General features: G+C 57.9%; 18 protein-coding genes. 13 read left to right on the top strand and 5 right to left on the bottom strand.

Translation table 11 applies throughout. The annotated features are described in order from the left end of the window. Positions 1 to 31 precede the first annotated feature (31 nt). From ACUIAH_RS04955 to rbsD, 7 genes are all read left to right on the top strand, one after another. On the top strand, positions 32 to 1030 hold the full coding sequence (locus tag ACUIAH_RS04955; RefSeq protein WP_445340532.1) for an NAD(P)H-dependent glycerol-3-phosphate dehydrogenase: 999 nt from the start codon (positions 32 to 34) through the stop codon (positions 1028 to 1030). Positions 1031 to 1323: 293 nt separating this feature from the next. Then, entirely contained in the window at positions 1324 to 2472 is a 1149-nt protein-coding gene (locus ACUIAH_RS04950; RefSeq protein WP_445340531.1) for a D-alanine--D-alanine ligase family protein, read from the top strand. Positions 2473 to 3270: 798 nt separating this feature from the next. Beyond that, positions 3271 to 4278, top strand: coding sequence for a LacI family DNA-binding transcriptional regulator (locus ACUIAH_RS04945; protein ID WP_101431917.1), 1008 nt, complete (start codon positions 3271 to 3273; stop codon positions 4276 to 4278). Between the two features lie 181 nt (positions 4279 to 4459). Beyond that, positions 4460 to 5959 (top strand): sugar ABC transporter ATP-binding protein, encoded by a 1500-nt coding sequence (locus tag ACUIAH_RS04940; protein ID WP_445341553.1) that lies wholly within the window; start codon positions 4460 to 4462, stop codon positions 5957 to 5959. Positions 5960 to 5982: 23 nt separating this feature from the next. Further along, on the top strand, positions 5983 to 6969 hold the full coding sequence (locus ACUIAH_RS04935) for an ABC transporter permease (protein ID WP_198199237.1): 987 nt from the start codon (positions 5983 to 5985) through the stop codon (positions 6967 to 6969). 67 nt (positions 6970 to 7036) lie between these two features. After that, a complete protein-coding gene (locus ACUIAH_RS04930; protein WP_445341552.1) occupies positions 7037 to 7984 on the top strand; it encodes a substrate-binding domain-containing protein in 948 nt (315 codons plus the stop codon). An 82-nt stretch (positions 7985 to 8066) separates the two neighbouring features. After that, the gene (gene rbsD / locus ACUIAH_RS04925; RefSeq protein WP_445340530.1) at positions 8067 to 8462 is read left to right on the top strand and encodes a D-ribose pyranase; all 396 of its coding nucleotides are present in this window, start codon (positions 8067 to 8069) and stop codon (positions 8460 to 8462) included. Between the two features lie 147 nt (positions 8463 to 8609). On the opposite strand, the gene ACUIAH_RS04920 is transcribed toward rbsD, so the two are convergent. Next, the gene (locus ACUIAH_RS04920; protein WP_445340529.1) at positions 8610 to 9503 is read right to left on the bottom strand and encodes a mechanosensitive ion channel family protein; all 894 of its coding nucleotides are present in this window, start codon (positions 9501 to 9503) and stop codon (positions 8610 to 8612) included. Beyond that, positions 9500 to 9952 (bottom strand): GNAT family N-acetyltransferase, encoded by a 453-nt coding sequence (locus tag ACUIAH_RS04915; RefSeq protein WP_445340528.1) that lies wholly within the window; start codon positions 9950 to 9952, stop codon positions 9500 to 9502. Before ACUIAH_RS04915 ends, ACUIAH_RS04920 begins: the two co-directional genes overlap by 4 nt. A gap of 190 nt (positions 9953 to 10142) precedes the next feature. On the opposite strand from ACUIAH_RS04915, the gene ACUIAH_RS04910 reads away from it, so the two are divergent. Beyond that, positions 10143 to 10826, top strand: a complete 684-nt coding sequence (locus ACUIAH_RS04910) for a sugar O-acetyltransferase (protein WP_445340527.1) — start codon at positions 10143 to 10145, stop codon at positions 10824 to 10826. On the opposite strand, the gene ACUIAH_RS04905 is transcribed toward ACUIAH_RS04910, so the two are convergent. Then, positions 10786 to 11598 carry an ABC transporter ATP-binding protein gene (locus ACUIAH_RS04905; protein ID WP_445340526.1) on the bottom strand — a complete coding sequence of 271 codons (813 nt, stop codon included), beginning with the start codon at positions 11596 to 11598 and terminating at the stop codon, positions 10786 to 10788. The two genes, ACUIAH_RS04910 and ACUIAH_RS04905, sit on opposite strands and share 41 nt — an antisense overlap. Positions 11599 to 11990: 392 nt before the next feature. Here ACUIAH_RS04905 and ACUIAH_RS04900 point away from each other — a divergent pair, with 392 nt between their 5' ends. The 4 genes from ACUIAH_RS04900 (at position 11991) to ACUIAH_RS04885 (ending at position 16533) form a co-directional block, all read left to right on the top strand. Next, positions 11991 to 13019, top strand: coding sequence for a helix-turn-helix transcriptional regulator (locus ACUIAH_RS04900; protein ID WP_445340525.1), 1029 nt, complete (start codon positions 11991 to 11993; stop codon positions 13017 to 13019). Positions 13020 to 13143: 124 nt separating this feature from the next. After that, positions 13144 to 13338: a 50S ribosomal protein L28 gene (rpmB, locus tag ACUIAH_RS04895; RefSeq protein WP_015021347.1), complete on the top strand. Its 195-nt coding sequence runs from the start codon at positions 13144 to 13146 to the stop codon at positions 13336 to 13338. 101 nt (positions 13339 to 13439) lie between these two features. Next, entirely contained in the window at positions 13440 to 15917 is a 2478-nt protein-coding gene (locus ACUIAH_RS04890; RefSeq protein WP_445340524.1) for an ATP-dependent DNA helicase RecG, read from the top strand. A gap of 16 nt (positions 15918 to 15933) precedes the next feature. Then, a complete protein-coding gene (locus ACUIAH_RS04885; protein WP_445340523.1) occupies positions 15934 to 16533 on the top strand; it encodes an RsmD family RNA methyltransferase in 600 nt (199 codons plus the stop codon). Here the strand turns inward: ACUIAH_RS04885 and trmD are convergent. Next, positions 16515 to 17492 (bottom strand): tRNA (guanosine(37)-N1)-methyltransferase TrmD, encoded by a 978-nt coding sequence (gene trmD / locus ACUIAH_RS04880; protein ID WP_445340522.1) that lies wholly within the window; start codon positions 17490 to 17492, stop codon positions 16515 to 16517. The genes ACUIAH_RS04885 and trmD overlap by 19 nt on opposite strands. A gap of 243 nt (positions 17493 to 17735) precedes the next feature. Here trmD and ACUIAH_RS04875 point away from each other — a divergent pair, with 243 nt between their 5' ends. After that, on the top strand, positions 17736 to 19139 hold the full coding sequence (locus ACUIAH_RS04875; protein WP_445340521.1) for an MFS transporter: 1404 nt from the start codon (positions 17736 to 17738) through the stop codon (positions 19137 to 19139). Between the two features lie 30 nt (positions 19140 to 19169). Here ACUIAH_RS04875 and ACUIAH_RS04870 read toward each other — a convergent pair whose 3' ends face one another. Then, entirely contained in the window at positions 19170 to 20186 is a 1017-nt protein-coding gene (locus ACUIAH_RS04870) for a YdcF family protein (protein WP_445340520.1), read from the bottom strand. Between the last annotated feature and the right edge of the window lie 27 nt (positions 20187 to 20213).

The following is a 20213-nucleotide window of genomic DNA, read 5'->3' as shown; positions in this document are numbered from 1 at the left end:
CCGTGCGCACGGCATTATGCAAAGGAGAATGATGACGAAGATCGCGGTATTGGGAGCAGGCGCATGGGGAACCGCTTTTGCCCAGGTATTGGCTGACGCAGGCAATCAGGTGATCATGTGGGACATCGACCCGGATGTCGTGGACGAAATCAACAGCAAGCATTCGAATGCCCGTCGCCTGCCGACCGTGAAGAGGCTGCCTGACGCCATCAGCGCTGAGGGTGACCGGGCCAAGGCTGTCTCGGGGGCTGAAATCGTGATCGTGGCCATAGCCGCTCAGCATGCCTGTGAGGCCTTGACGGAATTCAGGGGTCTGCTGGGTCATGATGCCATTGTGGTTTCCCTGATGAAGGGGATTGAACGAGGCACTGACAGACGGATGGACCAGGTGGTCCGCCAGACACTGGATCTGGACTCAGCCAGGTTCGCGGCTGTCTCCGGCCCCAACCTGAGCAAGGAGGTGGCCGCCCGCGAGCCGAGCGCCACCGTGGTCGCCAGCACTGATGCCGATACAGCCATGAGAGTAGCCCGTGCCTGCACGAACGACTATTTCAAGGCCTTCGTCTCGGACGATGTGATCGGCCTGGAAATGTGCGGGTCGCTGAAGAACGTCACTGCGCTGGCAGTCGGGATGTCACGAGGGGCTGGATTCGGGGAGAACACAGCCGCCATGATCCAGGCCAGGGGTCTGGCCGAACTCACTGCTCTAGGGGAGGCCTGCGGGGCCAAGTCCAAGACTTTCGCCGGTCTTGCCGGGGTCGGCGACCTGGTGGCCACCTGCGGTTCATCCCTGAGCAGGAACTACACCTTCGGCTTTAATCTGGGTCAGGGCAAAAGCCTTGAGGAAGCCACTCGCGTCAGCAAGGGTGTCGCCGAGGGCGTGCCCACCACCGATGCTGTCGTCGCCCTGGGCAGGCGTTACCAGGTGGCGACCCCGCTGGCTACGGCCATGAGCCATGTGCTGGGTCAAGGTCTGAGCTGCCGGGGCATGATCGACGAGCTGTTTGGGGGGCAGATCACCACAGAGTGAGTCTGGCGGCCATCAGAACATTCTGACGACTATAGAGGGCGCGAAGACTTTGAAGCCGGCGCTACCAGCATTGTGCTTGACGATATACGGGTTATAACTCAATCGTGCGCCTGACTTGTCTGGTGCCTGCGTCAGCTCAATCATGCCTTGTTCGTGCCAAGCTTGTGGATGAGCGACTCCACCCGTGCCTAGCTGACCGCCAAGGGGATATTCTGCTGTCTTGAGTGATGTATCTGCCCGGGCATGTGCGTGAGGTCGGAATGCGTGCCCAGGATGAGGAAAGCCGAGGGATGATGGTCAGGAAACGTGTTGTGGTGCTCTATGGCGGGCGTGCCGACGAACATTCCATATCCTGCGTGTCAGCGGCCGGCGTGCTCAATGCCATCGATACCGACCGGTATGAGCCCGTCCCCATCGGCATCACCAAGGACGGTCGATGGACCATCGGCGGCCAGGATCCCAGGCAATGGGGTCTGGGCGATGCCAGTCTGCCAAGGGTGCAGATAACCGAAGGCAGCCGTCCGGTCATCCTCGACATGGCCCGTGGCAGAGATGGGTTTCTGATCGGCGACCATGCCGACCTGGTCTCTGGAGCCCAATCTTCCGGGGCAGTAGGTTCCCTGGAGCCTTTGGGGCATGTTGACGCGGTCTTTCCGGTGCTGCACGGCCCATACGGTGAGGATGGCACCCTACAGGGTCTGCTTGAAATGATGGGCCTGCCCTACGTTGGGTGCGGGGTCTTCGCCTCTGCCGCATGCATGGACAAGCACTATACCAAGATTCTGCTCAGCCAAGCCGGCATACCTGTGGCTCCTGGCATCACCATAGACTCCCGTGAACAGCGATCCGGAGCCGGCCTGCTGGCCGCTGTGGAGAAGGCAGAGCTGCATTACCCGCTCTTCATCAAGCCCTCCCGTGCGGGATCCAGCTTTGGCGTGGTCAAGGTGGAAGAGCCCAAAGGCGAAGCCCTGGCTGCTGCGGTCGCAGAGGCAGCAAAGCATGACTGGCGGGTTCTGATAGAGGAGGGCATTGAGGGGCGGGAGATCGAGTGCGCCGTGCTTTCATCGAGCAAGGACAGAAAGCCCCGTACAGCCTGGCCAGGCGAGGTGGTACTGGACAAGGCTGATCAGGACGAGGCCTTCTACGACTTCGACAGCAAGTATGTGGACTCCTCCGCCTCTCACGTAGAGGTTCCCGCCGACCTGCCGGAGGAGACTCTTCAGAAGGTTCGCGACCTGGCTGCCAAGGCCTTCAGAACCGTGGACGGCGCCGGTCTGAGCCGTGTCGACTGCTTTGTAACGCCCGAGGGTAGGGTCATCGTCAACGAGATCAACACCATGCCTGGTTTCACGCCCATCTCCATGTATGCCAAGGCCTGGGAGGCCACCGGGATCACCTACACCGATCTGATTACCGAGCTGATTGAAGTTGCCGTGGACTGACGGTTGCACGAGCGGACAAAGTCAGTTCTGATAGTGGGAGCCCTTTCAATTGTCTGCCGTCTTTCTTGCAGATTTTCTCCTTTTCGCCCTAGAGAGAGTGCTCGCAGTCATAAGCGATATATATATTGGTGCTCAATAATCCTGCTTTCTGCAAAGTCGAGCGGGCCTGATCTTGGGCAGTTAGCTGAGCCACGGAGTCAATTGGTTTGTTGTCCGTGCTCGATTGCATAGGAACAGCATATGATCGTGTGCCTCAAACTCATCAGCTGGAACCCGAGCATGAAAAGATGCCGTATCACTTTTTACGCTATCGATGGTGCCTTTGTACCTTGCTGATCGTTTGCTTTGCGTCTTGAAAGTTGCAGCCAGCTCTTATTGCTCTGCCTTGCTTGATCAGATCTGATGCTCGGGGCGGCCAGCTTTCGAGTGCGTGGGTTCCCGAATTTTCCCGTACGACACGCCTTTTGTTCCAACCAGGTTGTGGCCTTTGGACAGACAGTTATATACTTGTGGCAACGTTACCGCTCTTTTCTGAAAGGAGAGAGCATAAAATAGCGGGAACGTTCTTGCACTGGCTATGGATGTGGACGACGACTGTTCACTCATATCCAAAGAGTGCAATAGGTCCGTATCGTCGACGTTGCGGATCTCTAGAAGTCGCATGAATCAAGACAAACATTCGTCCCTACTCTTCTGGAACTTCTTGCTACCTACTCGGTTGATAGAGCAATCAGGTTGGTATGTAAGGAACGTTGTCAGGTGAGCACTGAATGCTAGCGTTTATTGAGAGGAGGTGTGATGGCATACGTGACAATCCGCGAAGTGGCTCAACGCGCCGGGGTATCGGTATCTACGGTTTCCAGGGCATTGAACCATGCTGGACGTGTATCCCAGGTGACCGAAGCGAGAATAGAACAAATCGCCAAGGAACTGGATTACATACCGGATTCGCGGGCCCGAGCCATGCGTTCTTCCAGGACCAAGACCGTAGGTTTGCTGGTTCCAGATATCCGAAACGGTTACTTTGCAGACTTGGCGTATGCGATTCAAGACACCTTATTCAAGCAAAATTACAGCACGTTCATCGGTACCTCTTCAGAAAGCGGTTCTCGTCAGGATGCCTTTATCATGAGCATTCTGTCGCAGCGAATCGATGGAGCCATCATCGTCCCACAGGGCGAGCAGACGAAAGCCCTGCGCCAGCTCGTAGCACGCGGTCTGCCGGTTATCTTCGTTGATCGGCATGTCAAAGGTATGCGAGATGTCCCGGTGGTGGATTCCGATCCTTTCCCTGGTATGGAGTCGGCTCTGCGTGATGTTCGTGACCACGGATTCAGCAAGGTTGGTTATGTGTCCGGCCCAGTGTTGGATTCTCCGTCCTTACAAGAGCGCGAACTGGCTTTTCGGCAGGTGGCATCTCGTTTGTTTGGAGAAGAAAACCTATTCGTGGAATCGACCAGTTTCGATCAGGCTTCCTGCGCTTCTGTCCTTCATCGCATGAGTGATGTAGGTGCGGACGCCATGATATTCGGGTATTCGCCGGATGCGGTGAGAGCGATGTCCCTGTTGAATGACACAGGTGCCACACCGGGTGAGGAAATGTCAATGATCTCGTTTGATGATCTGGATCTTTTTTCGCTTTCATCTCCCAAGATCTCGGTCATATCTCAACAAGTGCAGGAAATCGGCCACAAAGGCGCACGTCTTTTCCTGGATATGTTGGCTGGCAAGGAAATCGAGTTTCATGAGCGGGTGAAGACGATTTACATACCCCGGGGTTCACTAGGTACTCCGAGAATACGGTAATCACCTTCGTCTCTCCTTCATTAGGGGGAGAGGAAACCGACGACCACCCAGTTCGCATGGGTAAGCCGATTATGAAGAGCGGTACTTCACTGCTGTAGCCCGCTTTTCGCACGGCCTGATGAATGATTTCAATAAGCGCAGCCGCAATGGAGCTCATTGAGTTTATATGAAAGTGAACACTATGACACAATTATCTCTCGTCGGAGTTTCAAAAAAATTCGGCGATACTAAGGTGGTCGATCAAGTATCTATTACCGTCGAACCAGGCAAGGTACACGTTCTTCTTGGGGAAAACGGTGCAGGTAAGTCAACAGTTATCAAAATGATGAGCGGAATTTACCAGCCGGATGAAGGACATATCGAAATCGACGGTCAACAGGTACGCATCCCGAATGTCGATGCTGCCAGGAAGCTGGGGATTGCAGTCATCCATCAAGAGCTGAATATGGTTCCCCAACTCTCGATCATGGAAAATCTGTTCTTGGGTAATCTGCCCTCCTCATCGGGCTTAGTGAATAAGAAAGAAATGAAGCGCAAGGCCAAAGAGGCCTTGAAGCTGATACAGCTGGATGAGGATGTCTCCAGACCCATGGGGGAGCTAGGCGTGGCCCGCCAGCAGATGGTAGAGATAGCAAAGGCGCTCATGCAGAATGCATCCATTCTTATCCTGGACGAGCCCACCGCTGCCTTGACTCATCATGAGTGTGAACATCTCTTCGAGATTATGCGTGACCTCAAGGCCAAGGGTGTGGGCATGGTCTTCATTTCCCACCATCTGGATGAGCTTGCCAAGGTGGGCGATATCGTTACTGTCTTACGCGATGGGCAGTATATCGACACCGTTCCTGCAACCACGCCGGAGCCTGAACTGATAAAGCTCATGGTTGGGCGCAACATTGAGGATCAGTATCCTCGCCAGGCACAGAAGCCGGGAAAGGTGCTTCTGAAAGTAGACGGCCTGACGCGCCAAGGCACCATGGAGGATGTTTCTTTTGAAGTCAGGGCCGGAGAGGTGGTCGGCATGGCCGGCTTAGTTGGTGCGGGCAGGACGGAAGTCATCCGTGCCATCTTCGGCGCTGATGATTATGATTCTGGTTCTGTGACTGTAGAAGGCAAGGTCCTTCCTAAGAATTCCATCAATGCGGCTATCAACGCTGGTGTTGGTCTAGTACCCGAAGACAGACGCGCACAGGGGCTTATCGCAGAGGCCGCAGTCAGTGAGAATCTGGGCTTGCCTACCATGCGTTCAACCGCCCGTATGGGATTCGTGGATCGCTCTGGACAAAAGAAACGCGAAGAGCTGACTGCAGAAAAACTATCAATCCGCATGGCGGGCACCGATCAGAACGCCGGATCCCTGTCTGGAGGCAATCAGCAGAAAGTCGTATTCGGTAAGTGGGCCATGGCCCAGGTCAAGGTCCTGCTTTTGGACGAACCTACACGTGGTGTGGATGTCGGCGCCCGTGTCGAAATTTACGAGCTGATCAACCAGGTAACTGCCAATGGTGGGGCAGTGCTCATGGCTTCCTCCGACCTGCCGGAGGTCTTGGGCATGTCCGATCGAATCATCGTCATGAGCAATGGCAAGGTCAGCGGTTCCATGACCGCCGCAGAGGCCAATCAACAAAAAGTCATGGCTCTGGCAGTTTCCCACATGGATGAAGCAGCCGTCAACGACTGATCAAAGCGCGAAGGAGAAAAGAAATGTCTGAAAAGATGAATGAGGGCAACACAGCTGTCGGGAGATCCGCAGGGGAAGAAATCAAGAAATTCGCCATGAGGAACGGGGCCTTGATTGGCCTTATACTGCTGGCCATCATTCTTTCCCTTGCTACACCTGCCTTCCTCACAGGGTCGAACATCCTTAATGTAGGCATACAGGCCGCGACAGTCGCCATCCTGGCTTTCGGGGAAACTTTCGCCATTGTTGCCGCGGGTATTGATCTTTCCGTCGGATCTGTTGCGGCTGTCTCCAGTATGTTCGCTGCATATGCCGGAGCCTCCATGGGCATGCCGGCTTGGTTGACTGTTGTCGTTGGCATTGTAGCCGGTGCTGTCTTCGGAGCCTTGAGCGGCATCGCCAATGCGTATCTCAAGCTTCCATCCTTCATTGCTACACTGGCCATGATGTCGGTTGCCAGAGGGTTGACACTGGTCATATCGGACGGCAGACCTATCAGCACATCTGGTGTGGTGAATTTCTTCGGCGGCACGATCCTCAATATCCCTGTCCCCATTGTCATGATGATCATCATGGGGATTATCGCAGCCATTATTTTGAATTTCACCACTATTGGACGGTCGATGTATGCCGTCGGCGGCAACATGGAGGCTTCCAGGTTGTCCGGCATTTCAGTTCATAAGACGCAGATTGTCGTCTTCATTCTTTCAGGTATCTTCGCGGCGGTGGCTGGGCTGGTTATTGCAGGTCGACTCCACTCTGCACAGCCGCAGGCTGCTACGGGATATGAAATGGATGCCATTGCTTCGACTGTCATTGGTGGAGCCTCCCTTTCCGGCGGCAAAGGTAAAGTCTCCGGGACTTTTGTGGGTGCCATCCTTCTTGCAGTAATCCGTAATGGCCTCAACATCCTGAATGTCTCCTCCTTCTGGCAGCAGGTTGTCATCGGTCTTGTGATCGCAGCTGCTGTGAGCTTTGATACCTTGCGTCGCAAAGAGGATGCTCACTGAAACCACGGCTTTTAGCAGTACCCGTATCGAAACCAAACAAGTAACAAAAACAAGGAAAGAGAATGAAATGATTAATGTGAAATTCCAAAAGGGCTTGAAAGCGGCTCTGGCACTGGTTTGTGCCGGCACGTTCATGGTGGGTCTGTCGGCATGCGGATCGTCAAGCTCATCTTCCGGCAATGAAAAGGTGGCCCTCCTCGTATCCACACTCAATAATCCCTTCTTCGTGGATCTTCGGGATGGGGCAAAGGCCGAGGCCCAGAAGCTGGGTATCGACCTTCAGGTTTCGGATGCTCAGAATGATTCAGCGACACAGCAGAACCAAGCTCAGAATGCTCAATCCCAAGGAGCCAAGGCTGTGATCATCAATCCAGTGGATTCTGATGCAGCTGCATCAGCCGTTGCTCCTCTCCTCTCATCTAAGGTGCCGGTCATATCCGTGGACCGTGCCGTCACTGGTGAGAGCGTCGACTCTCACATTGCTTCTAACAATGTGGCAGGCGGTGCCCAGGCAGCTGATGAGCTTGCCAAGTCTATCGGCGAAAAAGGCAAGGTCATCATCCTGCAGGGGACTCCCGGAGCAGCTTCTACTCGTGATCGTGGCAAGGGCTTCAAGGATCGGATTAAGAAGTACTCTGGTATTCAGGTCGTAGCTGAGCAGACCGCCAACTTCGATCGTGCTGAAGCTCTCAATGTCACGACCAACCTCATGCAATCACACCCTGATGCCACAGGTATCTATGCTGAGAACGACGAGATGCTGTTAGGCGGCGTCCAAGCGTTGGGTGATAAAGCCGGCAAGGATGTCAAGATCTTCGGCTTCGACGGAACCAAAGATGGACTCAAGTCAGTTGCCGATGGCAAGGCTGTGGGCACCATAGCCCAGCAACCAAAGGTGCTGGGTCAAAAGGCCGTACAGGCGGCTTCGAAGATTCTCAAGGGTCAGAAAGTCCAAAAGACGCAGGCCATTGAGGTGAAGACCGTGACCAAGGAAAACGTCTCGCAATACCAGTAAAAGATAGGCGTGCGAACGGCACGGGTGTGGCTCTTGCCACACCCGTGCCATCGTGTGCGCAAAGCATGTAAGGGAAACAAGAATGCTAACTCATGGGATATTGAATGCGCAGATGGCCGCTGCAGTGGCTCGGCTCAGACACAAGGATAGGTTTGTGATATCGGATGCGGGCCTACCAGTTCCGGATGGAGTGGAAGTGATTGATCTGGCATTGGCTTTTGGTGTGCCTCGTTTTTGTCAGGTCTTGGATGTGCTTAAACCGGAGTTGATTCTGGAGACAGGTCTTATGGCGGATGAAGCTAGAGGGACCGAAGCTGAACGCTGGGTGAAAGAGCGTTTCGATATTCCCCTAACATACTGCCCACACGACGGCGAAAATGGTTTCAAGGCTAGAGTGAATGGCGTGCGATTCGTCATACGCACTGGTGAAACAACGTCCTACTCTAATGTGATTTTTCGCTGCGGGGTCCCCTTCTGAATTTGACTGACAAGAGCAGACATGGCGAGGATAGGGTTGTCCGTTACTATTGTGACCGCTTCTTAATGATTGTCAGAGACGTCTTCTTGTTCTACGAGATTAGGGCTGGTGGACTATAAAGAGTCTGCTCAGAACGGATGAGCATCCTTAGCTTTTGTTGGCTTCCATGCCGCCTATCTGTGATTTGGCCTCCTGGACCAAGTAGTCCTGGCCCGCCAAAGCGCGGGTGGCGGCATCCTGCATATCGGCGGCGATGACGCCCTGCTTGGCGAACATGACTATCTGGCCCTTGATGCCGTAAGGGGTGAAGCCCTGGAGCTGGACGATGGGCGGATTGGCTGGCATGGCCATGCCCTTGGTTGCCTGGGCCGCCACCTGTGCAATGGAACGGGAGGACCTGGCTATATCGGCATCTCCTCGCAGGGTGAAGGGAACCGTGGTGGCGGCCTCGCCTGCCTCGGTGATCTTCTCAAGCGCCGTGGTGTTGAGGATGGAGTTGGGGATCAGCAGCTGGTTGCCGGTCCTGTCGATGACGATGGTATGACGCCAGGTCACGTCGCGGACGGTTCCGGTGGTGCCCTGGATGGTGATAATGTCGCCGGGCTGGACCACCTTGCTGACCATCAGTCCGAAGCCGCCGACGATGTTGGCGATCGTATCCTTCAATCCGAAGGAGAGGGCCAGGCCGCTGACGCCCAGGGCGGCGACCACAGTGGATGGGTTGATTCCGAAGACAGGTTGCAGGACTGTGGCAGCGGCGAAGATCCAGATCAGGGCGCGGACGATGTTGACGAAGATGGAGGCACTGGGCAGGTTGGTTCGCTCCAGGGCACGTCGCATGGCCGCCGCTACAATCTTGGAGATCAAGGCAGCGCAGACAGCCACGACGATCAGAAGGACGATCTTTCCGAAATTCTGGCGGAACCAGTAGATGACGGCATCGCTGAAGCTGGAGATGGCCTGTTCGGACCTTCCCATGGGATCCTTGTCCGGATTGACGCTTGCGATGCTCGTGCTGGCAAAATCGACGGTCGGATTCATGAGGCCTGGTCCTCCGGCTCGTTTCCGGTGCTGTCCGTCAGGGACTTGTCCATCCACATGTGCGGGCATCCCTCGTCCTGATCGTGAATGCCCATATCCCGATACCCTAAGGACTTATAGAAGCCCGCTACCCGTTTTTGGGCATGGAGTGTGAGCCGGTCGGCCCCGTGGCTCCGAGCGGTTTCCTCAGCCTTGCCTACCAAATTGGCACCCCAATGTTGACCGCGGTAGGGCTTTAGAACAGCCAAGCGGCCAAGTGTCCATGTCTTGCCCTGGTCGGGGAAGACTCGGCATACTCCGACGGGTTCATCCCTGTCATAGGCCACGATATGGAGGCTGGCATCGTCGGTTCGGTCGAACTCGTTGTGAAAGCCCTGCTCCTCCACGAATACGGCCTTACGGATGGCCCTGGCATCCTCGGGAATGGCCTCGCTCACCTCATACCGCATGCTTCCTCCTCGCCATGGTCCTCAGCTGCCTCCAATCTACCAAGCTTGACCCTCGGCATGAACGGATGTCCGCAACCGGACGACGAACGGTACCTGGGGCTGTCGGCTGTCTGACCCAGACGATTACATGGATGAGGACTCTGCAAGCAGTGCGAGCTTGCAATAGAGATACTGAAGTGATGCGGGAGCGATGGGATTGGTCATGGGCAAGGATTCAAAACTGACAGGTGCGGCTGGCGAAGCCGGTAAAGGAAATCGGCGCTCGCAGAGGGAGCGGATGCTTGCCGGCGAGCTCTATGACGCCTCAGATCCAGAACTGGGCCAGCTACGAGTCAAGGCCCATGAGCTTTGCCGCCTTTTCAACGCTTCTTCTGAGCAGGAGCGGGACCTGCGTAGCCGGCTTCTGGACGATCTGGTGCCCCAACATGGTCAGGACGTCGACTTCATGGGGCCTATCTACTTCGACTATGGGTGCTTCACCAAGCTTGGCTCGCGCATCTTCGCCAATTTCAACTTCACTGTTCTGGATACCTGCCCTGTGCAGATCGGCGACGATGTGATGATCGGCCCTAATGTCACCCTGGCCACCCCCCTGCATCCCCTGCGGTGGCAGGAGCGGAATCTGAGGCGCCATGAGGATGGCTCCCTCTACGACTACGAGTTGGGTGCCCCGATCACCATCGGATCGAACTGCTGGCTGGCGTCAAACGTGACTGTGGCCGGGGGAGTGACCATCGGCGATGGTGCGGTCATCGGTGCCGGATCCGTGGTCACCCATGACATTGCCCCTGACTCCCTGGCCGTGGGTGTGCCCTGCCGGGTAATTCGTACCATCACCGAGGCTGATCGGATGGAACTGCCAGAGGTGGGCTGAAGGCCTCCTGGTTTGGCGCAGCATCCATGCTGGCCAGCTGCTGGGCTATGGTCTGTGGGTCTCCGCCCGGGCATGCTGCCTGAATGCGCCCGTCCTGGAGGAAGATGACCCGGTGGGCGCGGGCGGCGACGTTGGGGTCGTGGGTCACCATGAGGATGGTCTGGCCGCTGCGGACGGCCAGGTCGAAGAGGTCCATGACCTCCCGCGAGCTATGGGTGTCCAGGGCGCCGGTGGGCTCGTCGGCCATGATGATCTCCGGGATGGCGGCCAGGGACCTGGCGATGGCCACGCGCTGCTGCTGGCCCCCGCTCATATCGGCCGGATAGGTGTTGGCGAACCCTTCCAATCCGACGTTCGACAGGGCAGACAGGGCCGCTTGGGCGGAGATTTTCCTGCCGCCGAAGAGGCTGGGCAGCATGGTGTTTTGCAGGCAGGTGAAGGCGTTGACCAGGTTGTAGTCCTGGAAGACGAAGCCGATATGGTCGCGCCGGAGCCTGGTCAGCTCTTTCTCTTTCATCCGGGTCAGGTCCTCCCCGGCGATGGCCACTCTGCCCTGCCTGACCTGGAGCAGTCCCGCGGCGCAATAGAGGAGGGTCGATTTGCCGGCGCCCGAAGGTCCCATGATGGCCGTCCAGGTTCCCGCCTGACATTCCAGACTGATTTCGTCCAACACCCGGGCGCCCTGCTTCTGCCGTGTTCCATAGTCATAGCAGATCTTGTTCAGAATGAGTGGGGTCTGTGCGTATGGATCCTTGGCCATCCGATGCTGCATCGTTGTCTTCCTTTCGGTCGTCGCCTGCATGGTCCTTCTTCTATAAGACCATGGCAAGAGCTCCCGTCAGGGTGTTTTCAGGGTCGAATCGGGGACGGTTCAGGGTGGAATCCCATGATTCGCATTTGCTCCTGAAAGGTATGTATCGTGAACGTAGGGGGTCGTATCTCTTGCCGGAAGGGGGATTGATGTGCGGGTCGTCATCAGGATGACAGGGATTCGGTGATTGCTTATTTCCTTGGAATTGCAAGGATGCAACCGTCGGTTGACGGCAAATATCGGTGTCTTCGCCGGGTGCAACCCAAAGCTGGTGGCGGCCGGAGCCCCGCACGTTTCATCATGGCCTCGTTGCTGGTTGAATCGGCAATCTGCCGATCGGGAGAAAGAACAATATGAGTTTCAGAACCAACGTGCAGTATCTGCGTTCGCAGCGCAACATGACTCAGGAGCAGCTGGCCATGCTGGTGGGGGTGTCCCGTCAGGCGGTGTCCAAGTGGGAGTCGGACAAGGCATATCCTGAGATGGACAAGCTCCTGGCCATCTGTGACCTCTTCGGCTGCACCCTTGATGACCTGGTCCTGGGCGATGTTCGGCATCCGGGTTCCGGGCAGCGTGCATCCAGGCCGGACCATCAGGAAACCACCCAGGCGACTCCGCCAATCCATGCGACTATGCTGCCTGTCCCGTCTGCTATGGAAGACGTTACCGGCTACGCCTCCTTCAGCAATGTCTACAGTCTTCGGATGGCTTTCGGCATCGCCCTTATCATGCTGGGACTGGCTTTCGGTGGTCTTTTTGCCGGAGTCAGTCAACCGACCGACGCCCAGAATGGTCTGGCCTTTCTTGCTCTGATGATTGGCATCGTCCTGGGCCTGGCCTGTCTCATACCGGCGATTTCCACCAGGAAGGACTTTCGCCGCAGGCATCCCTATGTGGCGGATTTCTATACCGATGAGGAGCGCTCGCGAGTTTATCGGCAGACTACCTGGGAGTTGGTCTGCGGTCTGGCTGTCGTGCTCCTGGATGTGGGTATCAACTCTGCCGGATACCTGATCTGGGGCTGGTCCGATCAGGTCAGAGGGTTTGTCTTCTTCCTTCTTCTGGCTCTGGGGGTCTTTCTGCTGGTCCACGCTGGAACAAGCCATAGGATGATGAACCTCCGTGCCTACAACAGGCAGGTTGATTCCGTCGATGACGGTCGCTGGGATACCTATCGTTACGAGCACCGGATAAGCAATGCCATCAGCGGAACCATCATGGGCCTTTGTACGCTGGTGGCCCTGACTATGCTCTTCTCGGGCAATTACGACAACCTCTTCGGTTGGCGCATCCCATTCTGGGCCATCTGGATCATCGGCGGGGTGTTCTGCGGGGTGCTCCAGTCTCTGATCGGCATCTTCCGCAAGCCTCCTCGTGCTTGAGACCGCTGATTTGCCTTACTCGGCGGAATGTAGTAGTCTAACAAAGTTGTGTGTTCATCCGTAGCCTTGTGCTACGGTCTGGAGCACCTGGGACGACTTGGAAAACAACGTAAAGGAAGTCATCATGGCAGCTCGTTGCGCGGTGTGCGGCAAGGGCCCGCAGACCGGTTACAGTGTTTCTCATTCGCATATCCGGAACAAGCGCATCTTCCGCCCCAACCTGCAGTCGGTGCACACCACCGTTGATGGTCAGAACGTGCGTCTACGTGTCTGCGTCAAGTGCCTCAAGGCCGGTAAGGTGCAGCGCATCGCCGCCTGAGTGCGGTTCGTCGGTCGTATATGGACCCCCGGGGGCATAAGCTCCGGGGGTTCTTGTCATCCTGAGGGATGATGGTCGGCGCTTGCGGGAGGTGATCGGGTATGTCGGCAGTGGCTCGTGTTGGTCTGCACAGTACCGTGGCCTCGCTGGTGGCCAACAGGCGTCGGGTGAGCGCCCTCAAGGCTCTGGGTGTGGTCACGGTGGGGGATGCGCTGACCTACTATCCTTTCCGCATTACCGATCCCATGCAGGTCACCACTATTGCCGGCATTCGGCTGGGTGAGCCCTGTGCATTCGCCGCCCGGGTGGACCAGGTGCGTCTGGTGCCTCTGAGCGGTCACCGGGGCTTCCGGCTGGACGTGATGGTGGACGATGCAGCCTTCGTCAGTAGTCAAGGCGGCACTCCACTGGCTGTCAGGCTGGTTTTCTTCTCTCACAAGAAGCCCTATATGGACTGGATGGTCCGTCGGCTGCAGGTAGGGGCGGATCTGGTCGTGGCCGGTGAGCCCGGCATCTACATGGATCAGCTCCAGTTCACCCATCCCGAGACCCTGGTTGTCGCCGATGCCGATCAGGAGGTTTCATCGGACGCTTCCCGGCCTGATGCAGCCAGCCTTGACGAGGCCCTGGAGCGGGTCCGTCGACCGCGGCCGGTTTATCATGCCAGCTCCCGCATCTCCTCAGACCATATTCACGATGTCATTCTGGGTTTTCTGCGTCTGCTGGCGCAGGCCGATGATGCATCTGGCACCATCCCTGCAGCCGGTGCCGCAGAAGAGGAACACAACAGTGCCGAGGTCCGCATCAATCCAGAAGCGCTGAGCCAGGCCATACCTGATGTGCTGCCCGAGCAGGTCCGTGTCGACCAAGGGCTGATGCATCGCGCTCGTGCCCTGCTGGGCATGCATGCGCCCGACAGCCCTGACGACTTCGCTGCGGCACGCAAGACCCTGCGCTATGAGGAGGCCTTCGTCTCGCAGACAGCCCTTCTGCAGACCCGCCGACAGACCCAGCAACAGCCCACTTATCCATGCGCGGATTCGGGTGCCGACCATCCAGACACCCTGCCTGCCCGTTTCATCGACTCTCTGCCATTCCAGCTGACCGATGGCCAGCGTCAGGTCATCAATGATATCGGTGTCGACATGGCCAAGGATCAGCCCATGCAGCGGCTTCTGCAGGGCGAGGTCGGCTCCGGCAAGACCGTGGTGGCCCTGGCAGCCATGCTCCAGGCGGTTCAGGCCGGTCATCAGGCTGTTTTGGTGGCTCCGACCCAGGTGTTGGCCGAACAGCACTATGCATCCATCGGCGGCATGCTGAAGGCCATGGGCACCGATGTGACCGCTACTGCCGTCGAAGGCCGCCATAAGCCTGTGGACAACGTCACCATGATTCGTATGACGGATCAGCTGGTTCTGCCTCTGGTGCTGCTGACCGGAGGCATGAGACTGGCCCAACGCCGCTCTGCCCTGGCTGTCTCGGCCTCGGGCCGTCCCTGCATTGTCATCGCCACCCATGCGGCCTTCTCCAAGACCTTCCAGGCCCCCAATCTTGCCCTGACCGTCATCGACGAGCAGCATCGTTTCGGGGTCGAGCAGCGCGAGGAGCTACGCCGCAAATCCGAGCGCGTTCCCCATCTGCTGATCATGACCGCCACGCCCATCCCGAGAACAGCCGCCATGACCTGGTTCGGTGATCTGGACATCTCCGCCCTGACCGAGCTGCCCAGCAACCGGAAACCGGTCCGCACGCATGTCATTGCTGAATCGGATGGGGCGACCATGGGTGCCATGTTCCTGCATCTGCGCCGACGGATCGAGGCTGGGGAGCGGGCCTATGTCATCTGCGCCCGCATCGATGAGGAGGACGACCCCTCGTCTGCCTCTGACCGGCCCGGCCAATCTGGCGGTTCCGATGCTCAGCCTGAGCTTCTTGTTGAGGAAGGCCAAGGTGATGGCCAGCGTCCGCCTCTGCACTCGGTGGTCGAAATGAGCCAGCGCCTGGCCGCCCTGCCGCAGTTCCAGGGCATTGCCATGGCCACGTTGACCGGACGAGATGACGATGCCACCAAGAATGCCGTCATGGGGGACTTCGCCTCGGGTCGCACCCCCCTGCTGGTGGCTACCACGGTTGTGGAAGTGGGGGTGGATGTGCCCCAAGCCTCCTGCATTGTCATCTTCGATGCCGATCGGTTCGGACTCTCCCAGCTTCATCAGCTGCGTGGCAGGGTGGGGCGCGGCGGCACCGACTCTTGGGCCTTCCTGATCTCGCGTGCCCCTGCGGATTCCCCTGCTGCCGATCGGCTCGAAGTCATTCGCGACACCACTGACGGGGCCAAAATCGCCGAGGAGGATATCCGCATCAGAGGAGCCGGCGATGTGTTGGGCGATGCCCAGTCCGGCGGCCATTCCTCCCTGAAGCTTCTGCGGGTGGTCACCGATGCGCCCATGATCGCCCGTGCCCGCACCCAGGCAGGCCAACTCCTGGAATCCGACCCCACTCTGGCCGGGCAGCCCGAGCTGGCTGGCGCTGTCTTGGACTTTATGAGAGGCAACGAAGGTTTCCTGGTCTCCAGCTGAAAGGACAACAGACCATATGCACATCATCGCCGGCCGTTTCAAGGGATTCCCCATTCCCGCAGCCCTCAAGGGCACCCGGCCCACCACCGATCGGACCAAGGAGGCCATTTTCTCCCATCTGGAGTCCGAAGGCCTGCTGTCCGGTGCTCGGGTCCTGGACCTGTTCGCCGGAACCGGTGCCTTGGGATTCGAAGCCCTATCCCGCGGTGCCCAGAGCCTGGTGGCTGTGGAGTCTTCTGGTCGTGTCGCCGGACTGCTGTCACGCTCGGCCGCAGGGTTGCGACATCATCCGGCCTGGGATTCAGCCATGGACATTCGCGTCAGCAGAAACCGTGCCGAGCGCTTTGTTCGTCCCCTCTCCTCCGGTCATGAGGATGCCGGTCTGTCCGAGGCCTGCTTCGACCTGGTCTTCATGGATCCGCCTTACGATCTGTCGACGGAGGACTGCCAAAGCATTATGACCGGTTTGACTGGCCGAAAAATGGTGGACGATAGAGGCATGATCATTCTGGAGCGATCGACACGTACCCCGTCGCCCGCGGCTCCTCAAGGATGGGCCACTGATCAGGCCCGCACCTATGGGGAGACAGCAGTCTACTATCTGACAGCCCGCTGATCATCCATGGAATTTGACGGCTGATCCAGAGGTCTCGGATGCGTTTCCAGTGTGTCCCAGCCCAGGTCTTCCAAGAGACGGCGGTCATGCTTATCGAAGGTTGAGCAGTCCAAGCGGGCAATCAGGTCGGGACGGATCCGATTGGTCCGCCTGATGGCCTCATCGCGCCGGAACCGGTCCACCTTTCCGTGGTCGCCGCTGGTCAGTATCTCGGGCACGGCCATGCCACGCCAGGTGGTGGGGCGTGTGTACTGGCGATATTCCAGCAGGGGCTCATCACCTGTGTAGGATTCCTGCACGATGGATTCCGGATTGCCCATGAACCCAGGCAGTAGCCGGGTGATGGCCTCCAGCATGACCGAGACGGCCACCTCGCCCCCATTGAGCACGTAGTCGCCGATGGAGTACTCCCGGACGTCGATCCCCTGATTCCGGTAGTAGTCGGGGATGCGTGCGTCATAGCCTTCGTAGCGGCCGCAACCGAATACCAGCCTCTCCGCCCGTGACAGTTCGGTTGCATCGGCCTGGGTGAACAGGGGTGCGGATGGGTTGGGGAAGATCAGGACTGGACCGGCCGCACCAGCCTTGTAGCTGTCTGCCGGTGAATCTGCCTCGGCTGCTGTGCCATCGCTTTTCTCGCCGGACCTCTTCATCGCTTCTTTTTGTCCATTAACATCAGCGGTGTTGGCTGTCTGGTCCGAAGGCGGTTGTTGCTGAGTCGGTCCATCTGGCATGTCCAGCAGATCGTCCAGGCACTGACCCCAAACTTCGGGTTTCATGACCATACCTGCTCCGCCGCCAACCGGCGTATCGTCCACGGAGTGGTGCACGTCATGGGTCCAGTCGCGCAGATTGTGGGCGTGTATGGCCACCAGACCTTTCTCCTGGGCCTTGCCTAGCAGACTGAGTCCAGTTACGTCAAAATACTCGGGAAAGACAGAGACGATATCGATTTGCATGTCACCAACTCTACCCAAGCCTGTTCGGGTCGGAATCGGGCACGGATTGATACACCTATGAGTGTTACACTGTCTGGGTCTTCAAGTCGCGTATGAATCCGGCTTGGGAGATGTCATCAACGCAGCCAGAGAGCTATAACCGTTGTGTAAACAGCAATGAGAGCGGCATCGGATGATGCCATGCCGTACGGATCCGTGGAGATGGCTATGCGAACAGTCTGATGTGTGAGGAGCGGACGGTCCATGGTCGACCATGTTGACAAGAAAACAAAACTGCTGATTACCGGCACTGCCGGCCTTGCCTTCTGCGGGGTGCTTTTGGAGACCTCGCTCAATGTCACCTTTCCGGAGATGACCAGGTACTTCAAGACCGGGCTGGGCACAGTCCAATGGCTGACTACCGGCTATCTGCTGGTGGTGGCCTTGACGGTTCTGGCCGCCGCCTGGCTGGAGCATTCATTCACGACCCGCGCATTGATCCTGGCCAGCGTCGGAATATTCCTGGGCAGCGACCTGATGTGCATCCTCGCTCCATGCTTTCCTGTCCTTATGGCAGGACGCCTCCTGCAGGGCATCAGCACTGGTATTGCTCTTCCCTTGGTGTTCTCTCTGATCATGAAAAAGGTTCCTCTCCACATCCAGGGTCGTTACGTGGGCAGCGCCGGCATGGCGGTGGCCCTGGCTCCCTCCCTGGGCCCGACTTTTGGCGGAGCAGTCATCCAGACCTTATCCTGGCGAGCCATCTTCCTGATCGTGCTGCCCATTGAGCTGGTATTCGGGATTATTGCCCTCATCTCGGTTGACAGGGAGAGCGCCCATGTCGGTCCCTTTGCCTGGCTCCAGTTCCTTCTTCTGGGTATTTTCCTGACCGGTCTGACCATGGGTTTGAGCACCTTGGATGTGCATGGACCAATCACCTGGCTGTCCTTGTTTATCGGTGCCCTGGCACTTGTTGCAGGGGTCTGTACTCTTGTGCGCCAGCGGACCAGGCTGATCAACATCGCGGTCTTCCGGAACCGTACTTTCACCCTTGCCTTGATCCTCTACTTCCTGGTCCAGTTTGTTCAGATAGGCCTGACGTTCATCCTGCCCAACATGGCCCAGTCCGTACTGGGAGAGACCTCCACCGTGGCCGGCCTGCTACTGCTGCCGGGGAGCCTGCTCTCGGCCCTCTGCCAGCCCATCACGGGCGGCTATTTGGATGGCCATGGCCTGCGTGGACTGCTCGCTGTGGGAAGCACTGCCTTCTTCCTCTCGGCCTTAGGCTTCCTGGTCCTCAGCCGGCACTTGTCCGTCCCGCTGATGGTCCTTCTCTACGCCTGCTACATGGTCGGGCAGGCTTGCGTCTTCAACAACCTGCTCACAGTCGGGCTGCAGCATATCCCAGCCAAACTGGTGCCTGACGGCAACGCGCTCTTCAACACCCTTCAGCAGTATTCAGGCGCCGCCTCGACCGGCGTCCTGGCTGCCATCATCACTGGCATGCCCAAGGCCAGAGGGATCCATGCCGGTCCTCAGGCCTTCCAGTTCGGCGCCGTCTGGGCTTTCGTCTTCGTCTTTCTCATCGTCCTGGGCATCCTCCTGGTGGCATGGTTCCTGGAGCGCAGCCTGGCCGATCAGGATAGGGATGGGATTCAGGTTGCATGACCTCTGATTCCTTCTGAAGGGTTGATGGTGTTAATGCAGGACTGAAATGCCGATCCAGACGGCCCAGCCTATCGCAAGGACCAGGTAGGGCCACCAGTGCATGCGGGTGATGGCCACGAACTCCCGGATGAAGGCGGTCGGCCAGTAGTAGCCCTTGGTGTGTGAGCCGATTCCGTCGGCATTCAGTCCGACCTTGCTGGCGTATTCGCTGGCCCGGAAGACGTGGTAGTCGCTGGTGACCAGGGCCACCCGGTAATGCTCAGGTCCGGTGCCCATCTCGTAGCGGTCGTCCAGGATCTGCTTGGAGTAGCGCAGATTCTCCAGGGTTGTGGTCGACCTGTCCTCCATGATGATGGCCTCGCCTGGCACCCCGCAGGAGTTGCGCAAATACTGAGCCATGGCCCTTGCCTCGCTGATGACCTCATCGGGGCCCTGTCCGCCGGAGACCACGAAGCGCCCCAGGCGCCCCTGCCGCTTCCAGAGGTCTACAGCCTTGTCCAGCCGTCCCCGGAGCAGGGGCGTAGGTTCTTCGCCGCGCAGACCCGCTCCGTGGATGATGATGTAGTCGTAGCGACGCTTGCGGGGCAGCAGCCTGTAAAAACTGGAATAGAGCAGCAGGGCCAGGAAGGAGAAGAAGAACCAGGTGGCTTCCAGGTCGATCAGTCCAGCCAGCTTCTGCAACCATGAGGGGGCACCAAAGCCTGCGAGGAGGGGCGAAAGAAACATGTAGGCCACCACGGCCAGCGCCAGCAGCCCGGGCAACAGAGTGGTCAGGGAGATTCCCTCATGTCGGATGACGATGACCGTGTTGGCCAGCAGGAAGCAGATCACCAGCAGGGGAGAGGCAATGAGCAGGATGACCAGGGGCAGGATCAGCCAGCGCATGCCGAACTGCAGAAGAAGCGCTCCGCCCAGGGTCAGCAGCAGGAGCAGAAACCAGATGGCATTGCGGAACTGCCGTGGCTCCTTGTGCAGGTCCCAGAGGAAGAGCAGGCCGAAGATGATGGCGGGTGCATAGAGCAGGAGGAGCTGCATATAGTTGGTCATGCCTTGATTTCCCTTCCCGAGGACGAA

This window comes from Bifidobacterium sp. ESL0820, assembly GCF_052606235.1.
The sequence above is the reverse complement of the archived record's forward strand: the minus strand, read 5'-3'. Positions and strand labels throughout refer to the sequence as shown.